Raw genomic sequence first — 22,643 nt, 5'->3', positions numbered from 1 at the left:
ACAAAAAGATGTCTTTATTTTCATTCGTATTATTTTGATTGCCGAAGAAATTCTAGAAGAAAACTATATTTGAAAAATAAATACCGTGTAGAATGAGGCCGTTTTTATGAACTGTTTTGAATAGGGTGCTGTATGTCGGGTTTGACGATTAAGCCATGGGTTGTCGGCAATTGGAAGATGAACCCAATGCAGGCAGATGCCAAGCAATTGCTTCAAGAATTTAAACAGCTCTTGCAAGAGAATGAAATAGCAGAAGAAAAATGTAATATTGGGCTTGCGCCTGTGACGCTGGCTTTGACGTCAACGCAGACTGAATTGGCGAATGCTGCACGTTCAGTTTTCACTGTGGCGCAGGATGTTTCGCGTTTTGCCAACATGGGTGCATATACCGGTGAGGTGAGCGCAGAGCTGCTCAAAGATAGTCAAATTGAATATGTTTTAATTGGTCACTCAGAACGTCGTGAATATTTTGCTGAAAGCGCAGCGATTTTAAATGCTAAAGTGGAAAATGCCTTAAATGCGGGTTTAAAAGTCATTTACTGTGTAGGTGAAAGTTTAGAGCAGCGTGAGTCTGGCCAGGCAGAAGTAGTGGTTTTACAACAAATTTGCGATTTAGCCAGTGTGCTAACGGCAGGGCAGTGGCCTCATATAGTGATTGCCTACGAGCCGATTTGGGCCATTGGTACAGGAAAAACCGCTTCACCAGAAGATGCACAAACCATGCATGCTAAAATCCGTGAAGGTCTCACGCAAATTACTAGTCATGGCGCGAACATGGCCATTTTATATGGTGGTAGTGTAAAAGCTGAAAATGCAGTAGAGTTAGCGGCCTGTCCAGATATCAATGGTGCACTCGTCGGTGGGGCATCTTTAAATGCAACGTCGTTTTATAAAATTGTCGAAGCATTTGCAAATACAAAATAATTAGGAGTTCAGCATGCAAACTTTTGTGCTGGTAGTACATATTATCTTAGCTGTGTTGATGATCGTGCTGATTTTGGTTCAGCATGGTAAAGGTGCAGATGCTGGTGCTTCGTTTGGTGGTGGCGGTGCTGCAACAGTATTTGGCGCATCAGGTTCAGGTAATTTCTTAACCCGATTGACTGCGGTTTTGACGGCCTTATTTTTTATCACCAGTTTGTCACTAGCTGTGTTTGCCAAAAAGCAAACCACAGATGCCTATAGCTTAAAATCAGTGCAAACGACAAGTTCTGTACCTGCAAAATCGACTGAAACTTCGCCAGCTGCACCTAAAACAAGCGAATAATTGGAATTAGTCCTTTCTTTTTTGTGACGATGCTACTAGAATGCGTCACAGCTGCGGTGGTGGTGGAATTGGTAGACACGCTACCTTGAGGTGGTAGTGCTTTCGGGCGTGGGGGTTCAAGTCCCCCCTTCCGCACCAACTTATGAATCCAGAAGATTAAGTTGGTGTATGCAGCGAATTCTATTGATGCGGGATGGAGCAGTCTGGTAGCTCGTCGGGCTCATAACCCGAAGGTCGTTGGTTCAAATCCAGCTCCCGCTACCAATCAATCTTATTTTAGATGCAAACTAAGGTGAGTAGCTTAATAATTATTAAGTTAAGAATATTTTGCGTTTTGTTGCGGGATGGAGCAGTCTGGTAGCTCGTCGGGCTCATAACCCGAAGGTCGTTGGTTCAAATCCAGCTCCCGCTACCAATCTTATTTTAGATGCAAACTAAAATAAGCAGTTTAAGTGATTAAATTGAAATAATTTTTGCGTTTTGTTGCGGGATGGAGCAGTCTGGTAGCTCGTCGGGCTCATAACCCGAAGGTCGTTGGTTCAAATCCAGCTCCCGCTACCAATTTGATTTAGGTGCAACTAAATCAGAGCAAGTACGAAGTATTTAGATTGAAAAATAGTTCATATTTGTATATAATTTTTGCACGTTGATGCGGGATGGAGCAGTCTGGTAGCTCGTCGGGCTCATAACCCGAAGGTCGTTGGTTCAAATCCAGCTCCCGCTACCAAGTTTCTAAAAAGAGGCTCACAACAAGGTGGGCCTTTTTGCACAGTGGATATTAATTTTCTGTGCAATAATTGGGGCGATTACGCCCTTTTTTATTGGCTATCGTGTAGTGTCGATGTGAGCCGGATACGGTGAAAATCAAAGTGTCATGTTCCACTACTACTATAGTTTGTATTGGCTTGTAGTGGTCTGTTTCGGCCATTGAATCGCACAAAAATGACGAGAGTAAATGAAGCTATCAAATAAAACTCAAGCACTCCAAGACTTAATTGCTCCTGCAGTGCAAGCCTGTGGTGTTGATCTTTGGGGGATTGAATTTCTTCCTCAAGGAAAACGTTCTTTATTACGCATTTATATCGACAAAGCGGTCGACGAAAATGCAGAACCCATCATCAATGAAGATGGTGAAGAAGAGCAGGGCCGTGGCATCGGCGTACAAGACTGTGTACGCGTGACTCAGCAAGTTGGCGCAATGATGGATGTCCATGATCCAATTTCAGGTGAATATGCACTTGAAGTGTCATCTCCGGGTTGGGATCGTCCATTTTTCCAACTTGAACAATTCCCTGCATATATTGGTCAACAGATCGCTTTCCGTTTGATCAGTGCGGTCGATAACCGTCGTAAATTCCAAGCTAAATTGGTTGCTGTAGATCTTGAAGCTGAAATGATTCAAGTCGAAGTGGAAAAGCAACAGGTGCTTGAAATCGATAGTAATAATATTGATAAAGCCAATTTGGTCTATCAAGATTAATTCATTTAATAAATAAGAATCTGAACGAATAGGTGGCTTATGGCACGTGAAATTCTTACCGTAGTTGAAACGGTTAGTAATGAAAAAGGTGTACCTCGTGAAGCGATTTTCGAAGCCTTAGAACAAGCGCTTGTTGCTGCGACTAAAAAGAAATTTTACGAAGGAACAAACTCTGAAGAAGCTCAGCTTCGTGTAGAGATTGATCGTAAAACGGGCGAATACAGCACTTTCCGTCAATGGGAAGTGGTTGCGGATGAAGATCATGAAATGCCAGCATGTCAAGATGCGATTTCTGATGTTGATCCTGCACAATGGTCGATTGGTGATATTCGTGAGCTTGAAGTACCTTCAATTGACTTCGGTCGTATTGCGGCGCAAATTGCAAAACAAGTGATTGTTCAAAAGATTCGCGAAGCTGAACGTGCGCTGATTGCAGATGCCTACGAGTCTAAAGTGGGTGAGTTGATCTACGGTGAAGTGAAAAAGCAAACTAAAGATGGCTTTATCATTGACTTAGGTGACAATGCTGAAGCGTATCTTGCACGTGAAGAAATGATTGCAAAAGAAATTTTGCGTCCGAAGCAACGTGTAAATGCGATTTTGTTCAATGTGAACCGTGAAGGCCGTGGTGCACAACTACAATTGTCACGTGCCAAGTCTGAAATGCTCATCGCTTTGATGAAGAAAGAAATTCCTGAAATTTCTGAGGAAATCATTGAGATTAAAGCGGCAGCGCGTCAACCTGGTGTTCGTGCTAAAATTGCTGTGAAAACCAATGATCATCGTATTGATCCAGTGGGTGCATGTATTGGTATGCGTGGTACACGTATCCAAGCAGTTCAGCAAGAATTGAACGGTGAGCGTATTGATGTTGTTGTATGGTCTGATGATCCTGCACAGTACATTGCAAGTGCTTTAGAGCCAGCAGATGTATCGGGTATTGTGATTGATGAAGAAGAACGTACAGCGGATATTATTTTCGCAACTAGCGATCAATTAGCGCGTGCGATTGGTTCACAAGGTCAAAACGTACGTTTAGCTTCTGAACTTACAGGCTACAAACTCAACATGATGCTTGAAGATGAGTATCATGCTCGTCAGCAAAATGAAGCACAACAATACTTAGACCTATTTGTATCGCGTCTAGATATTGAAGAAGATTTGGCAATGGCATTGGTTGAAATGGGCTTTACTTCTTTAGAAGAGATTGCTTATGTTCCAGCTGAAACATTTGACGAAATCGAGCTAGATGCTGAAGTTGTTGAATTACTTCAAAGTCGTGCCAAAGAAGTTGCATTGGCTGATGCATTACAGCAGCAAGAAAACATCCAAGATCCAAGCGCGGAACTCGTTGCAATGGAAGGGATGACGCAAGAGATTGCTTATGCACTTGCAGCACGTGGTGTCATCACAATTGATGACTTGGCTGACCAAGCGACTGACGATATTGCTGATATTGAAGGTCTGGGTACAGAGAAAGCGGGTCAACTTATTATGAAAGCGCGCGAATCATGGTTTAACTAGGAGATCTACATGACGGATAAGACGATACAAGAGTTAGCTCTCAGTGTGAACCGCCCTGTTGAGAAGCTCCTAGAGCAGGTTCGTGATGCTGGTTTACCACAGCGTAAATCGGACGATATAATCTCTACTGAACAACAAGATGCCCTCGTGCACCATTTGAAGAAAATTCATGGTCAAAACGATGGTCAGGCAGGAAAAATCACGTTGAAACGTAAAACGACCAGTACCGCTAAAGTAGCGAGTACTTCAGGTAAGGCAAAAACGATTAATGTAGAAGTTCGTAAGAAACATACATTTACCAAGCCAGATCCAGAACAAATTAAAGCGGAAGCTTTGGCAAAAGCGCAAGCTGAGCAACAAGCTCGTGCGAACGTTCAAGCTATGGTTGAACCTAAAGCTGAAACTCCAGCAGTAAATAAAGCGGCTGCAAACTTTGAAGCAATGCGTGCTGCTGCAAAGCAAGAAACGACGAAGCAAGAAGTTGCGAAAGCTGCGGTAGTTGTGAAGCGTAAATCAAACAATAAGCCTGTGGTTAAAGCACAAGTTAAAGTTGTTGAAACACCTGAACAGAAAAAAGCACGTGAAGCTCAAGCCGCTCAATTAAAAGCGACCGAAGAAGCAGCACGTCGTAAGGCAGCTGAAGAAGCGCAGCAACGTACACTTGAACAAATGCGTCAAATGGCATCTAAGTATTCAAATGAAGATGCAACTGCGACCATTCGTGTAGTGGATGATTCTCCACTTGCTGCGGGTCTGGTTGGTCAAGCATATGAAGACTCATTTGCGAAAGAAGACCGCGAAATCAAACGTGGTACCAATACGCCAGCTACACGTGCACCGAAGAAAGGTAGTCGTCGTGGTGAAGAGCAATCTTTCCGTGATAACTCGCATAAACGTGGTTTAAAAACAAGCTCTGCAAACAAGCATGGCTTTGAAAAACCGGTTAAAAAGCAAGTTTATGATGTTGAAATTGGTTCAACCATTGTTGTTGCTGACTTGGCTGCGAAAATGGCAGTTAAGGTACGTGAAGTAATTAAGTCACTCATGAAAATGGGTGAGCTTGTGACTCAGAACCAAGCGATTGATCAAGAAATTGCGGCATTAATCGTAGAAGAAATGGGCCATAACCCAGTTCTTGTATCGGATACACAAGCTGAAGATAACTTACTGGAAGCAGCAGAAGAAGCACGTGGCGCTCAAACGACTCGTCCTCCTGTTGTGACTATCATGGGCCACGTTGACCATGGTAAGACATCCTTACTTGACCGCATTCGTCGTGCTAAAGTGGCACAAGGCGAAGCAGGTGGTATTACACAGCATATCGGTGCTTACCACGTTACAACGGACAAGGGTATCATTACTTTCCTAGATACTCCGGGACACGCAGCATTTACTGCAATGCGTTCACGTGGTGCGAAAGCAACAGACATCGTGGTGTTGGTTGTTGCAGCGGATGATGGTGTAATGCCACAAACAGCTGAAGCGATTGATCACGCACGTGCTGCAGGTACGCCGATTATTGTTGCCATTAACAAGATGGATAAAGAATCTGCTGATCCAGATCGCGTATTGAATGAATTGACTGTGAAAGAAATCGTGCCTGAACAATGGGGCGGTGACGTTCCTGTTGCAATGGTTTCAGCACATACAGGTCAAGGTATTGATGAGCTTCTAGATATTATTTCAATTCAAGCTGAATTACTTGAGTTGAAAGCATCTGAAGAAGGTGCTGCTCAAGGTGTCGTGATTGAAGCACGTGTAGACAACAGCCGTGGTGCGGTAACGTCTATCCTTGTTCAAAACGGTACATTGAAAGTAGGTGACCTGGTTCTTGCGGGTGCATCTTATGGTCGCGTACGTGCGATGACAGATGAAAACGGTAAACGTATTCAATCTGCTGGTCCTTCAATTCCAGTTGAAATTTTAGGTCTACCTGAAGCGCCAATGGCGGGTGATGAAATTCTTGTTGTGAATGACGAGAAGAAAGCACGTGAAGTTGCCGATGCGCGTATGGATCGTGAACGTCAAAAACGTCTTGAGCGTCAAAGCGCAATGCGTCTTGAAAATATCATGGCGTCTATGGGCAAGAAAGATGTGCCTATCGTCAATGTGGTATTGAAAACTGATGTACGTGGTACATTGGAAGCATTACACGTTGCTCTTGCTGATCTTGCAACAGACGAAGTTAAAGTCCGTGTTATTGGCTCAGGTGTTGGTGCGATCACCGAATCTGACGTGACACTGGCTGAATCTTCTGAAGCGGTACTTCTTGGCTTTAACGTACGTGCTGATAACGCAGCGCGTCAAAAAGCGGATGCTGATGGTATCGACATTCGTTACTACTCAATCATCTATCAATTGATTGATGATGTGAAAGCAGCGATGAGTGGTAAGCTTGCGCCTGAACACCGTGAAACTATTTTAGGTGTGGCTGAAGTACGTGAAGTGTTCCACTCAAGTAAGTTTGGTGCAGCAGCAGGCTGTATGGTGCTTGAAGGTGTATTACACCGTAATAAACCAATTCGTGTCCTTCGTGATGACGTGGTGGTATTCCAAGGTGAGCTTGAGTCACTTCGTCGCTATAAAGACGTGGTGGAAGAAGTTCGCGCAGGTATGGAATGTGGTCTTGCGGTGAAAGGTTATAAAGACATCAAAGAAAAAGACAAGATCGAAGTCTATGATGTTCAATTGATCAAACGGAGTCTTTAATGGCGGGTAGTCAACGTCTTAAGCGCATGGCGGATACAGTACAACGTGAGTTGTCAGAACTGATTCGCCAAGAGCTGAAAGATCCGCGCTTAGGTGGTCTCGTGACCATCTCTGCGGTGAAGGTTAGTCCAGACTTAGGTTATGCTGAAGTATACGTGACTGTGATGGGCCGTGAGCTTGGCGATGAGCAAAGTGAAGCAGCCAATAAAGAAACGTTAGATGTGCTGAACAAAGCATCTGGTTTCTTGCGTCACGAACTCGGCCGTCGTATTAAGACACGTATTACACCGCGTTTGCGTTTCCATTACGATAAAACCAATGCATATGGTAACTATATGTTTGGTCTGATTGCTGAAGCAGTAAAGGATTTACCTGCTGATGAAGCAAACAAAGATGATGAATAATTCAGTCTAACTGAATCAAAAAGCCACCTTCGGGTGGCTTTTTTTATGCGGGGCTGGAGCTAGATTAAGACTTGAAAGATATTGCATAGGATTGTGATAGGGGAATAGAGGGTTGAGCTTTTAGGGATTATTTTGACTATCAAGTTGCTGTGGACTGGATTGATATGGACAATGATTTACTAGCGGGACACGTTGATCATTTTAATTTTTGCTAGCTCGAGTATCAATTAGTTTGATTAGTCCACCTGTGTTGGTCAATGTAATGGATGCGACACCATCTAATACTTTTGAACCTTATCATTAGTACAATATACAGATTAGCGCAACAGTACCATGTCAGTGCTGAAGCGCTAGAAATGTATTTATTTTTATATCTTTAAGGATACAAACGTTTAAAGACGATGTTCAGTGTCTTCATGATTATTGCTAAAAGCTCTGCGACGAGTACGTTGCCAAGGCAGTGGACGATTGAGTGCTTCTGGAACGTCACCACTTAGTGAGCGTAAGCGTAAATGTAGAGCCGCTTGTGCCATCAAATTCGCCGATACAGGCGCGGTTAAGAAGGCGAACAGCGTTAATAACAGCTCAGCAAAACCAAAGCGTCCTTGAAATGCAGAATAGATCATTGCCGCGATCAAGAAGCTCCCTAAGCCTAAGGTACTTGACTTAGTTGGAGCGTGCAGGCGCATGAATAAATCGGGCAGGCGTACCATTCCAATTCCTCCGACCAGCATGAAGAAAGTGCCGATCATGAGAAAAATGGAGACTAAAATTTCCATCGTAAGTTGCATCGATCTTGCTCCTAGTCAATCACATGACCTGAGGTGAAGTAGCGTGCTAAAGCGGCTGTAGAGACAAAGCCGAGCATCGCAACCAAAAGAGCACCTTCAAATAATGAAGTGCTGGCCCAGTAAATGCCTAAAATAATAATGAGGCAGATTGCATTTAAAAAGAGTGTATCGAGTGCTAAGAGTCGGTCTACAATCGATGGGCCGATGATTAAGCGAATTAAGCACAGCAACATTGAAATGGTGACAGCGATTAAACAAATCCCGAGGGCATAAGGCAAAATAGTCATGCTTTGTCTCCTGCTTCGACACCAAAAATTTGCATCAACGGTTTTTCATAACGCGCTTTGATATTTTCAATCTCGGCATTTTCATCATCGGTGCTGAGGGCGTGAACTAAAATGTCCCCACGATCTTGATCGATGCCTGCTGAAACAGTGCCTGGTGTAGTGGTAATAATCATCGCCAGTAAGGTGTTTACTTCCTCATGTTGTGTTTCCAGCGGAACACGAAACCACTTGGGTTGTAGACGATCAATTGGGCCGAGGACCAATTTAGCCACTTGAATATTCGACATCACAATGTCGTATAACACCACAAAAAAGAGTTTCACCGCCGCTTTCCATTCAATATTTGGAGTGTAAGTAATGAATGGTCTGATCAGACGCGGAATAAAAATGGCCAGTAAAAATGCCATCACTAAACTGGCTGCGTCGACACTATGTGCCAGCATCACCCAGCTCAGCGCAACAATCACCGAGACAAAAGGGTGGGGTAACCAACGTTCCAAAAACGACGTTTTTTTCATGTTTAAGGCTCCACCATCGGTTGTAGGCTTTCAGCATTGGGATTCACTTCAGCCTGTTGTTGCTGTTGCATTTGGCGTTTTTTGTATTCTGAAATATGTTCGCCTTCCAGTGTTTCTTCTGAAATTAAATATGGAATCAAATGAGCATTTGGATCCACCCGTTCGCCACCATATTTGGTTTCCGGTAAATTTTCGCTGTCGAAAGGTTGTACGCTAATGGTTTGGCCATGCTCATCAGTTTTGAGTAAAGTTTGTTCATAGAGCACATTATTTTGGATTTGCTCAGCCGTTTGATAAGTGTACTTTTGAATTGGACCTGCAAACACCATATAAGCGATTAACCCTGCCAACAATAGATAGATGGTTTTGTCATTGCGCTTCGGTGCTTGTTCAGGCAAAGCTTGATACACTGCATAAGCAGCTTCATTCGGGTTGTCTTCTGGTTTAGTTGCGCGCCAAAAAATCACGAAACCTACACGTGTAAACGCAATAATACTCAACAAGCTCACCACTAAAATGGTCACAATAATCAGCAATTGATACGGTGAGTGTGCGGTGGCTTGAAGAATAAACACTTTGCCTAAGAAGCCACTAAAGGGCGGTAAACCTGCCATCATCAAGGCAATGGTGAAATAGGTTAACGCCACCACCTTATGCTGTTTCATTTGCGGGGCAATTTTAAAGTGGTCTTTAAACTCACCACGTTGAGAGGTAATCCAACCACTTAAAATGTAGAAAGCTGCCGCAATAATGGTGCTGTGCACCAAATAATACAGTGCCGCTGCCCATGCCAAGGTATTGAATAGGGAAATGGCAATTAAAATCGTGCCCACAGAAGACAAAATCATAAAGCCAATGAAACGACGTAAGCGTTCTGCGCCCATCGCGCCAATCACACCATAGACTGAGGTAATTAAACCAATCGGCAATAGAATGTATTGCAGAATTTCACGGCTAATGGCATCGTCAAATACGGTGCCATTAACACGTAAAATGGCATAAATACCGACTTTGGTCATGATGGTGAACAGTGCCGCCACAGGAGTGGTCGCGACCGCATAGGTTTTCGGTAGCCAAAAACCGACAGGTAGCATGGCTGCTTTAATGCCAAAGACTGTAAACAACAACAGCCCGCCAGCAACAGCAATACGATGTTGATCGCCTTCTAATAGAGGCATCAAACGTGCAACATCCGCCATATTGAGGCTGCCGATGCTGCCGTAAATCATGCCCAGACCAATCAGAAACAGAGCTGATGCCAACAAGTTAATAGTGACATAGTGAATGCCGAGTTGAAAACGCGCTTTGCCTTGGCCATGCAGTAACAGGACATAGGAGGCCATCAATAAAATTTCAAAGAATACAAACAGGTTAAATAAGTCGCCTGTCAGGAAGGCACCGGTTAAACCCATCAGTAGGAAATGGCACATGGCATGGAAATAACGGCCACGTTCATCCCATTCTTTGCTGGCAAACCACATCACTGGAACAGCCAAGCCGTAGGTTAAAACCAACATCAGGGCAGACAGTTGGTCGAGGACTAAAACAATACCAAATGGTGCTGCCCATTCACCAAGGTTATAAACACTGATTTGCCCTGAGCTGGCAAAGATCAGATAGTTGACTGCTGTAAATAAGCCCAACAGACCAGAGGTATAACTGATGCCTCGACGCCACGGTTGTCGCCAGTCTTGTGCTAAAGAACCTGATCCTGGATTACCCAGTAATACCAAAATAAAGGCAGTAATGGCAGGAATTAAAATACTAAAAATTGGGGTGTGTTCGGTCCAAAATTGGATGAGGTCATTCATTATGGCTCATCCTCACGTGGGTCAATTTGTGGTATTTCTTCTTTAGAGTCAACGTGGTCGGTTCCTGTTTCATAACGACTGCGTAAAGCCAGTTGTACAATAAACGCCGTGGTAGCAAAGCCAATCACAATCGCGGTTAACACCAAGGCTTGTGGCAAAGGATCAGTGGCTTTGCTGGCTTCCGTGAGTACCGCGGGTGCATTAAGTTGAAGTCGCCCCATGGCAAATAAAAATAAATTGACTGCATAACCAATCATGGCCAAGCCAAGTACCACAGGGAAAGTACGGGCACGCAAGATCAGATAGATGCCTGTGGCAGTCAACAGACCAATAGCGGAGGCAAGTAACAGTTCTAAACTAATCATATTAATCCCCCTTTGGTACTGGACCAGACATACTAGAGTGACGCGAGTCCCCAAGTACTGAAATAAGTAGCATGGTTGCACCTACGACCGTGATATAAACCCCGACATCGAACAGTGCAGCTGTCGCTAGGTGCATTTCACCTAAGATCGGTGGCGACACATAAAAGTGTGCACTGGTGAGGAAGGGGCGTCCCCAGAACCATGCGCCTAAGCCTGTTAATCCTGCAATGACCAGACCGCTTCCAATCCAGATTTCATACAAACGACCAGACTTGGCTTTGAGCAGCTGTTCAGTATGATCTTGACCGAGTGCCATGTACTGAATAATCAAGGCCAAAGCGGTAATCAAACCCGCGATAAAACCGCCCCCAGGCAGATTATGTCCACGTAAGAAGATATACAGGCTAACCACCAAGGCAATCGGTAATATCCAAGATGCAGTGATACGAAGCATCAACGGCGATGGATTAAAACGGTAACTAAGACCTTTGGTCATGGTGGTACCGTGGGTACGCATACCATCCATTAGGCACAGCGCACCAATGCCTGCAATGCCAAGGACTGTAATTTCACCGAAAGTATCGAAACCACGGAAATCAACCAAAATCACGTTGACCACGTTGGTACCACCGCCTAATGGAATCGACTGCTGCATGAAGAACCATGAAATGGAGTTGTGATCACGGGTCAAGATAAGCCATGTGATCCATGCAATGCCAAGCCCGCCGCCAATCGCAATCAGGGCATCTCGCCAACGGCGTGATACACTCGACTCATAGGGAGTGAGTTGTGGTAAAAGCGATAAACTCATTAATAACAGTACGGTGGTGACTACATCGACAGTGATTTGTGTCAAGGCTAAATCAGGTGCAGAGAAGCAGACAAAGACCATAGTTACGACTAAACCAATCGCGCCACTGATCAATACCGCTTTAATCCGTTCGTGGTGGAACCATAGCATCATCCAGCACGAAGAGAATAACAGTAGCCACAGTACGATCGCTAAAGCAGGGGCATGGGTGAGTTCACGGGTGCCTGTGGTCAGCCCTTGTCCTAAAAATGGAAGTGAGACTATGACAATACTGAAGATCACAATCCAAAGAATATAGCTTTGTAATTTACCATTTTCAGTCCAGCGTTTAAATTTGTGCGAGTTGAGCAGGAGTGACTTAAGGAATAAGTCAAAGGCAACTCGACCTTGTAGACGACCTAAATATGGATCGAAATCAATGTCTCGAATTTTGCCACCTTTCGCCAGACTGAAATAGAAAATCAGACCGCCGACCAAGGCAATAGCACTCATCAACAATGGCATGTTAAAACCATGCCATAGAGCAAGATGTGCGCCTTCAAAGTCCATCACTTGGGTGCTGGCGCGTGCCGTACTGTTGACGATGTTTTCAACCAATAGAGCAGGGAATAACCCAACTAAAATACACAGAATGGCCAGTAAAGTGGCCGGTGCACGCATGCCAAAAGGTGGCTCATGTACATCTTTGTTCGGAACTTGTTTGCCCACTGGGCCATCGAAGAAAACCCCATGCACCAAACGCACGGAGTAAGCCACTGCAAAAATCCCCGCCAGTGTTGCGATAATCGCGGAGCAGATGAGCACAGGACCAGACAGGTTGCTAAGCAGCTCAGTAAAGAACATTTCTTTAGATAAGAAACCATTAGTCAAGGGCAAACCAGCCATCGATGCTGCAGTGACCATCGTCAAAGTGGCTGTATAAGGCAACAGTTGCCATAACCCACTAAGCTTACGTAAATCACGTGTGCCTGACTCATGATCGATAATACCTGCGATCATGAACAGCGCCGCTTTAAAGGTGGCATGGTTAATAATATGGAAAATAGCCGCAGCCACAGCCCATGGTGATCCGATTCCCAAGAGACACATGATCAAGCCGAGATGACTGATGGTTGAATAGGCCAATAAACCTTTTAGGTCTTCTTTAAAGATGGCGAAAAATGCAGCCATACAGAGGGTAAACAGGCCAATAAAGGTGACCAAATTATGGAACAGTGCCGCACCCGCAAAAATGGGTAACAGTCGTGCCACCAAGAAAATGCCCGCTTTTACCATGGTTGCTGAGTGCAAATAAGCAGACACGGGGGTCGGGGCTGCCATTGCGTTGGGCAACCAAAAATGGAATGGAAATTGTGCACTTTTGGTAAAAGCACCGAGTAAAATCAGCAGCAAGGTAGGAACAAATAAAGCATGACTTTGAATCTGCGCTGTCATCGTCAAGATTTGATCAATCTCGTAGGTGCCTGTGATTTGGCCGAGCAATATGAAACCACCCAGCATGGCTAATCCGCCCATACCTGTAATGGTCAATGCCATTCGTGAGCCACGTTGTGCCGCGTCGTAATTACTCCAATAACCGACCAATAAGAAAGAGGAGATGCTGGTCAACTCCCAAAAAACGAGGAGTAAAATTAAATTATTGGAGAGTGAAATCCCGAGCATGGCTGCCATGAACAACATGAGCAGTAGATAGAGTTTATTGAGAGAATTTTTTGGGCCTAAATAAAAATAGGCATAAATATAAATGAGCGTCCCGATGCCACTAATCAGTAAGGCAAAGAGGAGGCCTAATGCGTCTAGACGGAAGCTGAAGTCAATTCCAAGCTGCGGCAACCATGACCACGACTGCGTAATGACAGCGCCATTAAACACCTCTCGTGCTTGGGTCAGTAATAAGCCTAAACTTGTCATACTGACCCCAACAGCTGCGAAGGCGGTTAGCCTGCGTGAGCTCTGCTTCAGTAATGAGACAAGGGTTGTGCCAAGTATTAACGGTAACAATATAATAATCGGTAGCACACTCGTTTCCATTGTCGTGAATAGGTCAAAACCTATTGGTGAATCTCATCTTTCAAGGATTACAGGACTGCAAAGAGCAGCCCAAGAGTCTCAATCTTGAAAGCCAATGTGAAATTTAAAAATAATGAAGTTGTGTTGCGCAACTCATGAAGCGTTATAGCAAAATCCGATTTCAGTTAGAAATTTGCAAGTAAAACCGATCATATAACATGACTAAAACAACATCAATCTTTTTTGCGCTGACGCAAAACATTATACGCGTGATGGTCGTTTCTTGGTGGATGGCAGGTACTTTCTCAGTGCAAGAAATGTAAAAAAGCGACCATTGGTCGCCTGTTTTTGAGGGTTGAAATAGATATGCTTATGCAGCAGGCTAAGTTAATGGATTTGCCGATGAAGCATCATCTTCAGCACTGAGTAAAGCAATCAAATGCTGTTGCTGTTCGGGAGAGAGTTGCTGCTGTATTTGTGTGAATAATTCAGCCACACTTAAATCATGGGGTTCAGCCGCAATCGGTTCGGTGCTTCCACTCCTTGCTTCATGATTGGCAAGGTTTTGGTAAATCACATCGAACTGATGTTGCAGTGGTTCGAGTTGGATAGGACTTAATTGCTTATTTTCCAGTTTAAGGCATTGAAACTCACTGGCTTGTTCCAGCAACTCACTTCGGTTGCCTGAGGCGATAATTTGTAGTCGAGGAAAAGCCTGATTTAAACGTTTTAAAATGACTTGCGCCATATTTTGATCCAATTGATGATCAATCGCGTCAATTAACAGTACGCCGTCACCTTCTAAACAAGGAAACAGGCTTTCAGGGTTGAGTAAGCATAAACGCCGCACAATATCGCCAACGAGCGCCACCCAGTTGCGAATACTATTAGACAGCTGTTGATAGAGCATGCTGTTGCCATGGTAGCGCACCATCAGTTGTAACTTGGGATGATATTGCAGATAAAGATCTTCTATTTCGGGCAGAACGGTTGCTAACGCTTGCTTAAGCGCTTGTAGGCTGGGTGACTGGATGTGTGCTTGAGCCTGAGCCAGTTTATAGCTTAAGGGGATATCGGGTGGTATGCTTTTAGGCTGATGTAATATCGTTTGTAAAAACTGCGCAGTTTGCGCATTTTCAATATCGCTGATTTCACGAAACCACTCAAAGAAGCGAGCAAAGGTGGTATAGGGAATGGCTGAAATTTCATAGGCATGTGCATGTTGGAAAATAAGGGGATTGTTCTTGCTGAGAATATTCATCTCATTGACAAAACGTTCCGCAGGATAATACGCAATCAACGGTAAACCTTGCAACGGATCTTGTAACGTTGCCTGCTGATATAAATTCACCAGTTGTTCTAGTTCTAATGTTTCAACTCGACTGATGCCAATGCCTTGTTGGTTTAAGGTTTTGTAGAGTTGCCATGTATAGGGTTCGGGAGCAGTATCGGCTGCCGTAGGTTTGAGAGCATACAGCTCAGCGGGCACAGCAACTTGAATATCAATTTTGGACTGTAGGCGGTTCAGCATAATATCGTGATCTAACATCACCACACCTGCAGAGCGTAAATCTTTATAACGGGCCGCAAACCAAGTCAGAGCCTGATAGCTAAAACGTAAGATCGAGGTCTTGCCTGAGGCTTGATCGCCTAAAATTAAAGTGACGGGTTTATCGTGATAAGAAAAATCGACTTTAAGGTTAGCAAAATGCAGGATGTGTTTCAGGTGAATCGATTGAATTTTCATAGAACACCCGCAGCGGTTGTGACTATTTTTACATTCGACTATCCAACAACTTTACGTAATGAGTTTGGCATTTGTTTTTTTAGCTGTTGCATCAGATCGTAAATGTGATGGATATTTAAACTTACTTTAGCACGTGTACAGGCCACGTAAAGCAGTCTTAACTCTTCATCACTAATTTTATGGTCTTTGTCGTTGACCTTAAATTGGTAATCATCTTCGATGTGAACGCGGTTCCACTCTAAGCCTTTGGCTTTGTGTGCGGTGGAAATAATATAATCCGCTTGTTCAATCGGCGTAATCTTCGCAAGGGCTTTTTTGAGTGGATCGGTGCCATGATCATCCACCAATTTTACTAAAGGTTTGATGTCACTACCGTCATTAGTTTCGCAATATTCATGTACATCATGCCAAGAATTAAACCAGGCCAGTTCAGGCACATCGGTGACGCGCTTACCTTGTTTAAGCATCGCTGCGGCATCGACAAAGCGGTTCAGTTTGACATGGTCGGCTTGTAAGCTGACTTTGTCACCATGGACCAATCCTGAGAGTAGCAGTTCCATGGCGCGAGCATTGGTGCGACATAAAATCGCATCGCGCATTTTGGTATGGGGTTTGTTGACCACTTTGGAGTTGAGCAGAGGGTTGCCCATGAGTGGTACGGTTTCATTCAAGGCGCCTAAAATGGCATTGGCATGCAATGCAATCTCTTCACCAAAACGAAACGAGGTGGTGAGACGTGACTCAGGCAAAGGTAGTTGTTGCATGGCATTGACTGCGCCGCGCCATGCATAAATTTGTTGGTGTGCATCTCCGACATAGATCACTTGTGTATTGCGCTGTTTCAGTAAGATGCCCAACATCAGTGGGTCAGCATCTTGTGCCTCATCAAACAACACATAGTCACTTGGGATATTGGGTTCAGACAACGCCCACAGTTTTAAATAAATATCGTGACCAATCCCAGCCTGATGGTTGGGATCGATGGACTCTAACCAACGACGTTCAATGGCAGGGTAGAGGTGCTTTTGTAATGAATCGATATCATCGGGATGTAACCAGCTCGGTGCTTGTAAATGTCGCGGTGCTGGGTACTGAGAACTGGTTGAGCAGAAGTGACTCACGGCATTCGCCACAAGGCTGGCCAAGCGTGAGTGCATCAACACATATTTTTCATAACGTCCACCCATCATCCGTCTTAAGGTAATCGGTTCTAGGCGATATTCTTTGGCAATAAAGCTCGGACTTAAACGAGGCAGACGAAGTTTGTCCGTCACTCCACGTGGAACACTGCGAAAAGCAAGCGAGTGGAAGGTTCGGCAGTCGACATTGCCATGAAACTTCGTTTGCGCTTCGCTGGCAATGGCTTTGTTGAACGCTAAATACATGCCACGTCTTTGTGGCATGGCATCGCTAATCATTTGCAGTGTGGTGGTTTTACCTGTGCCTGCATAAGCAATTACTTTAAACGATTTGCCCAGACGCGCGTTATCAATGGCAATGGCTTGCTCATAAGTCGCGCTCGGTTTGATGATATTCGACACAGGCAATAAACTTAGTGGCTGCGGTTGGCTTTTTCAAGCAAACCAGAAAGCCCTTGACGACGTGCCAATTCATTGAGAACCACTTGAGGGTCTAAGTCGAAATAGCCTAAAACCACAATCGTATGGAACCAAAGATCTGCCACTTCATAGATCAAATCATTTTTATGGTCTTCATTGGCTTCAGATTTAAAATCTTTAGCCGCGATAATGGTTTCAACCGCTTCTTCACCGACTTTTTCTAAAATTTTGTTGAGACCTTTGTGATACAGCTTCGCGACATAAGACGAGTCTGGATCCGCTGCTTTACGCTCAGCCATCATTTGACCGAGGTAGGACAAAACTTCAACTTGCTCAGACTGTGCCGTTGAGGCATTCATTACCAATGTATGTGGGTTGGTTGATTTTTTACCATAAATTGCGTTCGGGTCTTTGAGTTGTGCATCCACAATTTCCCAGCCATTTGGCGTGAGTTTACGGTAGAAGCATGATTCGCGACCTGTGTGACAGGCAATTCCGCCGTGCTGTTCAATTTGTAGCACGATTACATCGGCATCGCAGTCGAGACGAATTTCATGCACGGTTTGAAAATGCCCAGATTCTTCGCCTTTGTGCCATAACTTGTTGCGTGAACGAGAGAAATACACGGCTTGGTTTTTCTCAGCCGTCAAAGCCAAAGCTTCACGGTTCATCCATGCAACCATCAAGACACGTCCCGTTTGGTGATGCTGTGCAATGGCAGGGACTAAACCTTGTTCGTTAAATTTTACTTCATCGAGCCATTGCAAATTGTTCATAAGATTTCACCAAGCGAATAAATATTGAGAGTGTTACGATGTTAACGTAGCGCGCTATAGTCTACGTGATTTAAACAGAATAGAGGAGAAACTTTCTACAGTTATCTCACAGCGGCTTAATTGATATATTTTAGAAATTCAACCATCAGTCACCCATCCAAAGCGGATGGTGATGATTGACGTCGCATTCTACACAGAATGATTGTTTTGTTTTGCAATATCTCGATAGTTCATTTGACTGAACATGCCTAATTTTAAACCTGAAATCGTCACCGCCATTTCTTTACGGAAATAGGGAATTCGATACATCCAAGCAAAGCTAAAATCACGTAAACCACCTGCCCACCATAGCTCAGATTGGTAAAGTGGTGTGAGTAAACGACTTAAAAATTTATAGAACGCCGTCGAACTTTGATGGTGTTGATCGTAAGTTTGCCAGAGTTGGACATAATCAAGGGCTTCATTTTTCCTTGCGCTTTGAACCGCTTGCCCCAAAGCCCATGCATCTAAAAGGGCCATATTTGCACCTTGCCCCAGTTGTGGACTCATGGCATGTGCTGCATCACCCATGACACCAATACGACCCTCACCAAACTTAGACAGTACCACATCACGATAATTTGCCGTCAACCATTGTGATTTTTGTTCAGGCTGGGCAATGACTTGTTCTAACCAATCCGCAGCAGGTTTCCAGCGCTTAGACACTTGGTTTAACCAGTCGGAATGCGCTTGTGAGTTGTGTAGAAAATTATTCAACTGATGGCTTGGAAGACTCCAAAACACACTCGATAGCCTTTGCTTGGGTTCATGTGGCACTGTGCCTGTTGGTAAGATTCCCAGCATCATTTTAGAGCGGTCATGAAACTGATGTAAAATTTCTGTATCTAATTCAAGACATTCGGGAACAATTGTTCATTTGGCTCCCCAAGGATAAGCTTGATCAACCTTTACCCATTTTTTTGGTCTTAAAAGGCTACGTGCACCATTGGCAATGATCACAGCATCAAAAGCTTCGCCACCTTTTGTACCCAAAACTCGAACTTGATCGGATGTTTCTTCTAATGTTTGAATATCGGTATTCATTTGCCAAGTAATCAGTTCAGAATATTCGCGGCATTTATTTTCTAAAACATGACATAACGTTGCTCGATGGATACCGACACCATAAAAATCAGGATGCGCTTGTTGATAATGGCTATTGACCAGTAAAGTTCCACTCGGTAACTGACCTTTGAGCCCAGTGACTTTTGCACCCAGTCTTAAAACCTCATCTAAAAGGCCTAAATGCTCAAAAACAGCTAAACCAGAAGGCTGTAGTAACAGTCCTGCGCCGACAGGTTCGAGTTCTGAGGCTTTCTCTAAAATACTGACTTGAATATTTTGTAGAGCCAGTAAAATCGCAGTGGCTAACCCTGCGGTTCCAACACCGATGATGGCGAAGTGGGGGGAGTGATTAGGAATCATAGATCGAATGATTTAACCATTGTCTAAAATGAATGCGTAACGAATATCATCAGATTTTTTTAATTGATCGATGTTGATTTGAATGAAATCTTCTAACGAGTTTGCAATCACATTTTTTCCTACGATTCATTTTGTAATTCAATGACTTGTCCATAATTTTCTTGTTCACTTAAAATTATTGTTAGCATAGAAAAAATGTAATCTCGATTTTTCTTTATTTGGTCAGATTAAACAAGATTACATTAATGCGCAAATTTCGTTTATAAATCTTGTATCACCTGTGCAAAATGCTGTTTTTCCACCATTTCCAAGAACTCATCGCCTAAGCGCTGACTTTCAGAAATACATTGATTCCACATTTGAATGCGCTGTTTTTGGTCGAGCCCTTTGAGTGTGAAATCTTTACGATCGGGCAGGCGTCCTAAAGGTAAGCTCTGTAAATAGTCTTGGGACGGAGACAATAGTAGCGTACGGGCTTGATTTTCAGGATTGGCGCGACGTTTAAACAGTTTATCAAACCAACCGGGCGTAATGCTGTCCGTAAAGTGTGGATAAAGCACAATGCCTTGACTCTCAAAAGGCAGATCGATGTGATAATCAATCAGACCACCATCACGATAACTGCCTTGTGGTGCATCTGGAATATCGCGAATTGCGGCCATCACGCCTGGAATAGAAGCTGAAGCAATCAGCCAAGGCAGAACGTTTGCAGCGGTGAGACTGTGGTAATGAGTGAGAAAATCATCTTCCACTTTAAATTGTTTGCCATCGTTGGGCTGACTAATCACCCGTTGCATAAAGTGGCGGCTATGCTTTCGCGCAACAGCAGTTGTACCGACGATACCTGCGACAGAGGCCAAGAGCGGGAGAACTTGGTCACTTTGAAAGATGTGTTGAGCCTTAATCGACAGTACCGCGAGGTGGTAATCGGGATGATTGACCAATTCCGCTTCTTTGCCTTGCACCAAGTCGAGCAGCATGCCACGGCAAATATCACTGACTTCTTGACGCTGCATTTTTTTGTCAAAATACAGGTTGGTATAGAGTTCACCTAAACGTTCGGTACCTGCTTTTGCACCGTGCGCTAAGATGCTGGCAAAGCGCCAACTGCCAATGGATGAACCAATCAAAGTCCGTCTTTGCGGTGCACGAGCAAAAAATTCACCAAAAATGGCTTGGTCTAAACCTTGAATCCCGATGCCTTTGGGCCCACCTGCGGCACCGGGTACAATATCAACCTGTTCAGCTTGTAAGCCTTCGCTTTGAATGAGTTGACGTGCTAATTTACCTGCACGAATGCTTAAAGCTGGAGGGTGTTTGTGCAGGATTTGAGTCATCGTGATTATTCAAAAAGACAATATGTATTGTCATTTTAGCTAGGAAGAGAGCAAGCACATTGGCAAAAGTGATCCAAGAATGACTTGGGAGTCACTTCCGACATAAAACCTAAACATAAAAAAGCCTGAGAGACTCAGGCTTTTAATACAGCATAACGCGTCTATTTAAACACGCGCCACACCGCCAGTAAGCTGGTGAGTATAATTAAAATCACTGAAATAAACCAAGGCGAGATAATCGCAATCGACAGCAAAATGGCCATGAGACTGCCAAAAATCCAACTGCGTTTTTGCTGATGCTCCATTTGTAGGCGCATACTTTGCAGTTCATTGAGCTGTTTAGCATGCCAAGCTGATTGGTTTTTGAGACCATTTAAGCTATCGACCAACAGCGTTGGGAAGTCTTGTGCCCCTAAAAGTAAGTCCGGAATTTTTTGGCCTAACTCTTTTAGATTCTTTTGTGGATTCATTTGCGCTTTGATCCAATCGGTCAGGATTGGCTTAGCTAAACTCCAAATGTCCAGCTCTGGGTAAAGGTCTGTCCCTAAACCCTCAACATGCACGAGGGTCTTAAGCAGCAGCATCAGTTGTGGCGGAATTTCCAAATGGAAGCGTCGTGCAATATCCATCACTTGAATCAAAATGCCTGCGAAGTCCAATTCATGCATAGGTTTGGACACCATTGGCCCGACCGTGCGACGCATTTCACGTGCTAACGCATCTTGGTCTGTACCCGGTGGAATCCAACCAGCTTGATGCACGATTTGAATCAGTTGCATAAAGTCGCTGTTCATGACCGCAAGCAGCATACGCGCCACGGTCATTTGGTCGTGTTTCGACAACTCACCCATAATGGCACAGTCCAGCGCAATATAGCGGGGTTGGCTTGGGTTTAGGGTTTCAACGAAGACATTACCCGGATGCATGTCGGCATGGAAAAAGTTGTCACGGAAGACTTGGGTAAAGAAAATGGTTAAGCCTTTTTCCGCCAGATCTTTACGATCCATTCCCAGCTTTTCGAAGGTTTCAATGTCTGAAATGGGAACGCCCGTAATGCGTTCGGCCACCATCACGTCTTTGCTATCCATATAGACTTCAGGCACATACATCATGCTTGAGCCTGTAAAATAATGGCGCATACGACGGGTATTGTCGGCTTCTAAGGTCAAATCCAGTTCATTTAAAATGACCTGACGATAGTCCTGAATAATTTCAGATAAGTGCAGTGCACGCGCGGCTTCTAGGCGTTTTTCTAGAAAATCACCTAGCCACTCTAAAATTTCAAAGTCTTGTAAAATTTGACTACGAATAGCGTGACGGGTGACTTTCACCACCACTTCGCGACCATCATGTAAAGCGGCCGTATGTACTTGAGCAATCGAGGCTGCTGCCAAGGGTTGTTCGTCGAAGCGAGCAAACAGCGTGTTTACATCGGCTTTCAGTGAGTCTTGAATGCGCATTTTCGCCACATCAGAACCAAACGGTTTGACACGGTCTTGGAGTAAAACCAGTTGTTGTAGTACTTCAGGTGGAATTAGGTCACGACGAGTAGACAGTAGTTGTCCCATTTTAATCGCCAGTGGTCCCATTTCCTCTAAAGCTTGTTTGAGCTTCAGTGGATTTTTTCGTTCACGACTGGACCATGCCGCAGGGTGCATACGAATTACACCCAGCGCATGGCGCGCTTTTTCAGGCAATTCTTCCGCAGGAAACAACGTGTCGAGTCTATAGTGCGCGGCAATGCGCCAAAGTTCGAGTAAACGTGAAACGTGCGGAATCATAT

17 protein-coding genes, 5 tRNA genes and 1 pseudogene are annotated in these 22,643 nt (G+C 44.3%); 11 read left to right on the top strand and 12 right to left on the bottom strand.

Annotated features, from left to right (window positions below):
* The first annotated feature begins 132 nt into the window (after positions 1-132).
* The 11 genes from tpiA (at position 133) to ACG9ZB_RS03375 (ending at position 7,384) form a co-directional block, all read left to right on the top strand.
* A complete protein-coding gene (gene tpiA, locus ACG9ZB_RS03425; protein WP_419324128.1) occupies positions 133-924 on the top strand; it encodes a triose-phosphate isomerase in 792 nt (263 codons plus the stop codon).
* 13 nt (positions 925-937) lie between these two features.
* Positions 938-1,267, top strand: a complete 330-nt coding sequence (gene secG, locus ACG9ZB_RS03420) for a preprotein translocase subunit SecG (RefSeq protein ID WP_411371063.1) — start codon at positions 938-940, stop codon at positions 1,265-1,267.
* A 53-nt stretch (positions 1,268-1,320) separates the two neighbouring features.
* Positions 1,321-1,405, top strand: a tRNA-Leu gene (locus ACG9ZB_RS03415).
* 49 nt (positions 1,406-1,454) lie between these two features.
* Positions 1,455-1,531 (top strand) — tRNA-Met (locus ACG9ZB_RS03410).
* 74 nt (positions 1,532-1,605) lie between these two features.
* Positions 1,606-1,682 (top strand) — tRNA-Met (locus ACG9ZB_RS03405).
* A gap of 69 nt (positions 1,683-1,751) precedes the next feature.
* A tRNA-Met gene (locus tag ACG9ZB_RS03400) sits at positions 1,752-1,828 on the top strand.
* Between the two features lie 89 nt (positions 1,829-1,917).
* A tRNA-Met gene (locus tag ACG9ZB_RS03395) sits at positions 1,918-1,994 on the top strand.
* Positions 1,995-2,222: 228 nt separating this feature from the next.
* Complete coding sequence (gene rimP, locus ACG9ZB_RS03390) at positions 2,223-2,747, top strand: ribosome maturation factor RimP (protein ID WP_308954896.1); 525 nt, start codon at positions 2,223-2,225, stop codon at positions 2,745-2,747.
* A gap of 39 nt (positions 2,748-2,786) precedes the next feature.
* Positions 2,787-4,271 carry a transcription termination factor NusA gene (gene nusA / locus ACG9ZB_RS03385; RefSeq protein WP_419324126.1) on the top strand — a complete coding sequence of 495 codons (1,485 nt, stop codon included), beginning with the start codon at positions 2,787-2,789 and terminating at the stop codon, positions 4,269-4,271.
* A 9-nt stretch (positions 4,272-4,280) separates the two neighbouring features.
* Positions 4,281-6,980 (top strand): translation initiation factor IF-2, encoded by a 2,700-nt coding sequence (gene infB / locus ACG9ZB_RS03380; RefSeq protein ID WP_419324124.1) that lies wholly within the window; start codon positions 4,281-4,283, stop codon positions 6,978-6,980.
* Positions 6,980-7,384 carry a ribosome-binding factor A gene (locus ACG9ZB_RS03375; RefSeq protein WP_004978763.1) on the top strand — a complete coding sequence of 135 codons (405 nt, stop codon included), beginning with the start codon at positions 6,980-6,982 and terminating at the stop codon, positions 7,382-7,384. Before infB ends, ACG9ZB_RS03375 begins: the two co-directional genes overlap by 1 nt.
* Positions 7,385-7,776: 392 nt before the next feature.
* Here the strand turns inward: ACG9ZB_RS03375 and ACG9ZB_RS03370 are convergent, their stop codons facing one another.
* From ACG9ZB_RS03370 to ACG9ZB_RS03315, 12 genes and pseudogenes are all read right to left on the bottom strand, one after another.
* The gene (locus ACG9ZB_RS03370) at positions 7,777-8,175 is read right to left on the bottom strand and encodes a Na+/H+ antiporter subunit G (RefSeq protein WP_419324122.1); all 399 of its coding nucleotides are present in this window, start codon (positions 8,173-8,175) and stop codon (positions 7,777-7,779) included.
* 11 nt (positions 8,176-8,186) lie between these two features.
* Complete coding sequence (locus ACG9ZB_RS03365; protein WP_004692700.1) at positions 8,187-8,462, bottom strand: monovalent cation/H+ antiporter subunit F; 276 nt, start codon at positions 8,460-8,462, stop codon at positions 8,187-8,189.
* Complete coding sequence (locus ACG9ZB_RS03360; RefSeq protein ID WP_004692699.1) at positions 8,459-8,980, bottom strand: Na+/H+ antiporter subunit E; 522 nt, start codon at positions 8,978-8,980, stop codon at positions 8,459-8,461. Before ACG9ZB_RS03360 ends, ACG9ZB_RS03365 begins: the two co-directional genes overlap by 4 nt.
* A gap of 2 nt (positions 8,981-8,982) precedes the next feature.
* Positions 8,983-10,791: a monovalent cation/H+ antiporter subunit D gene (locus ACG9ZB_RS03355; protein ID WP_419324120.1), complete on the bottom strand. Its 1,809-nt coding sequence runs from the start codon at positions 10,789-10,791 to the stop codon at positions 8,983-8,985.
* The gene (locus ACG9ZB_RS03350) at positions 10,791-11,156 is read right to left on the bottom strand and encodes a Na+/H+ antiporter subunit C (RefSeq protein ID WP_004692695.1); all 366 of its coding nucleotides are present in this window, start codon (positions 11,154-11,156) and stop codon (positions 10,791-10,793) included. The genes ACG9ZB_RS03355 and ACG9ZB_RS03350 overlap by 1 nt, the downstream gene beginning before the upstream one ends.
* A gap of 1 nt (position 11,157) precedes the next feature.
* Positions 11,158-13,998, bottom strand: coding sequence for a monovalent cation/H+ antiporter subunit A (locus ACG9ZB_RS03345; protein ID WP_419324118.1), 2,841 nt, complete (start codon positions 13,996-13,998; stop codon positions 11,158-11,160).
* A 361-nt stretch (positions 13,999-14,359) separates the two neighbouring features.
* Entirely contained in the window at positions 14,360-15,724 is a 1,365-nt protein-coding gene (locus ACG9ZB_RS03340; protein ID WP_419324116.1) for an ATP-binding protein, read from the bottom strand.
* A gap of 38 nt (positions 15,725-15,762) precedes the next feature.
* Entirely contained in the window at positions 15,763-17,265 is a 1,503-nt protein-coding gene (locus tag ACG9ZB_RS03335; protein ID WP_419324114.1) for an AAA family ATPase, read from the bottom strand.
* Positions 17,266-17,276: 11 nt separating this feature from the next.
* Positions 17,277-18,059 carry a bifunctional phosphoribosyl-AMP cyclohydrolase/phosphoribosyl-ATP diphosphatase HisIE gene (gene hisIE, locus ACG9ZB_RS03330; protein ID WP_148826855.1) on the bottom strand — a complete coding sequence of 261 codons (783 nt, stop codon included), beginning with the start codon at positions 18,057-18,059 and terminating at the stop codon, positions 17,277-17,279.
* 189 nt (positions 18,060-18,248) lie between these two features.
* A pseudogene (locus ACG9ZB_RS03325) lies at positions 18,249-19,523 on the bottom strand (FAD-dependent oxidoreductase).
* A 260-nt stretch (positions 19,524-19,783) separates the two neighbouring features.
* Positions 19,784-20,860 (bottom strand): patatin-like phospholipase family protein, encoded by a 1,077-nt coding sequence (locus ACG9ZB_RS03320; RefSeq protein ID WP_419324112.1) that lies wholly within the window; start codon positions 20,858-20,860, stop codon positions 19,784-19,786.
* Between the two features lie 161 nt (positions 20,861-21,021).
* Positions 21,022-22,641 carry an ABC1 kinase family protein gene (locus tag ACG9ZB_RS03315; RefSeq protein ID WP_419324110.1) on the bottom strand — a complete coding sequence of 540 codons (1,620 nt, stop codon included), beginning with the start codon at positions 22,639-22,641 and terminating at the stop codon, positions 21,022-21,024.
* Positions 22,642-22,643 lie beyond the last annotated feature (2 nt).

Source organism: Acinetobacter johnsonii, from assembly GCF_048551975.1.
Lineage (GTDB): Bacteria > Pseudomonadota > Gammaproteobacteria > Pseudomonadales > Moraxellaceae > Acinetobacter > Acinetobacter johnsonii_A.
The sequence above is the reverse complement of the archived record's forward strand: the minus strand, read 5'-3'. Positions and strand labels throughout refer to the sequence as shown.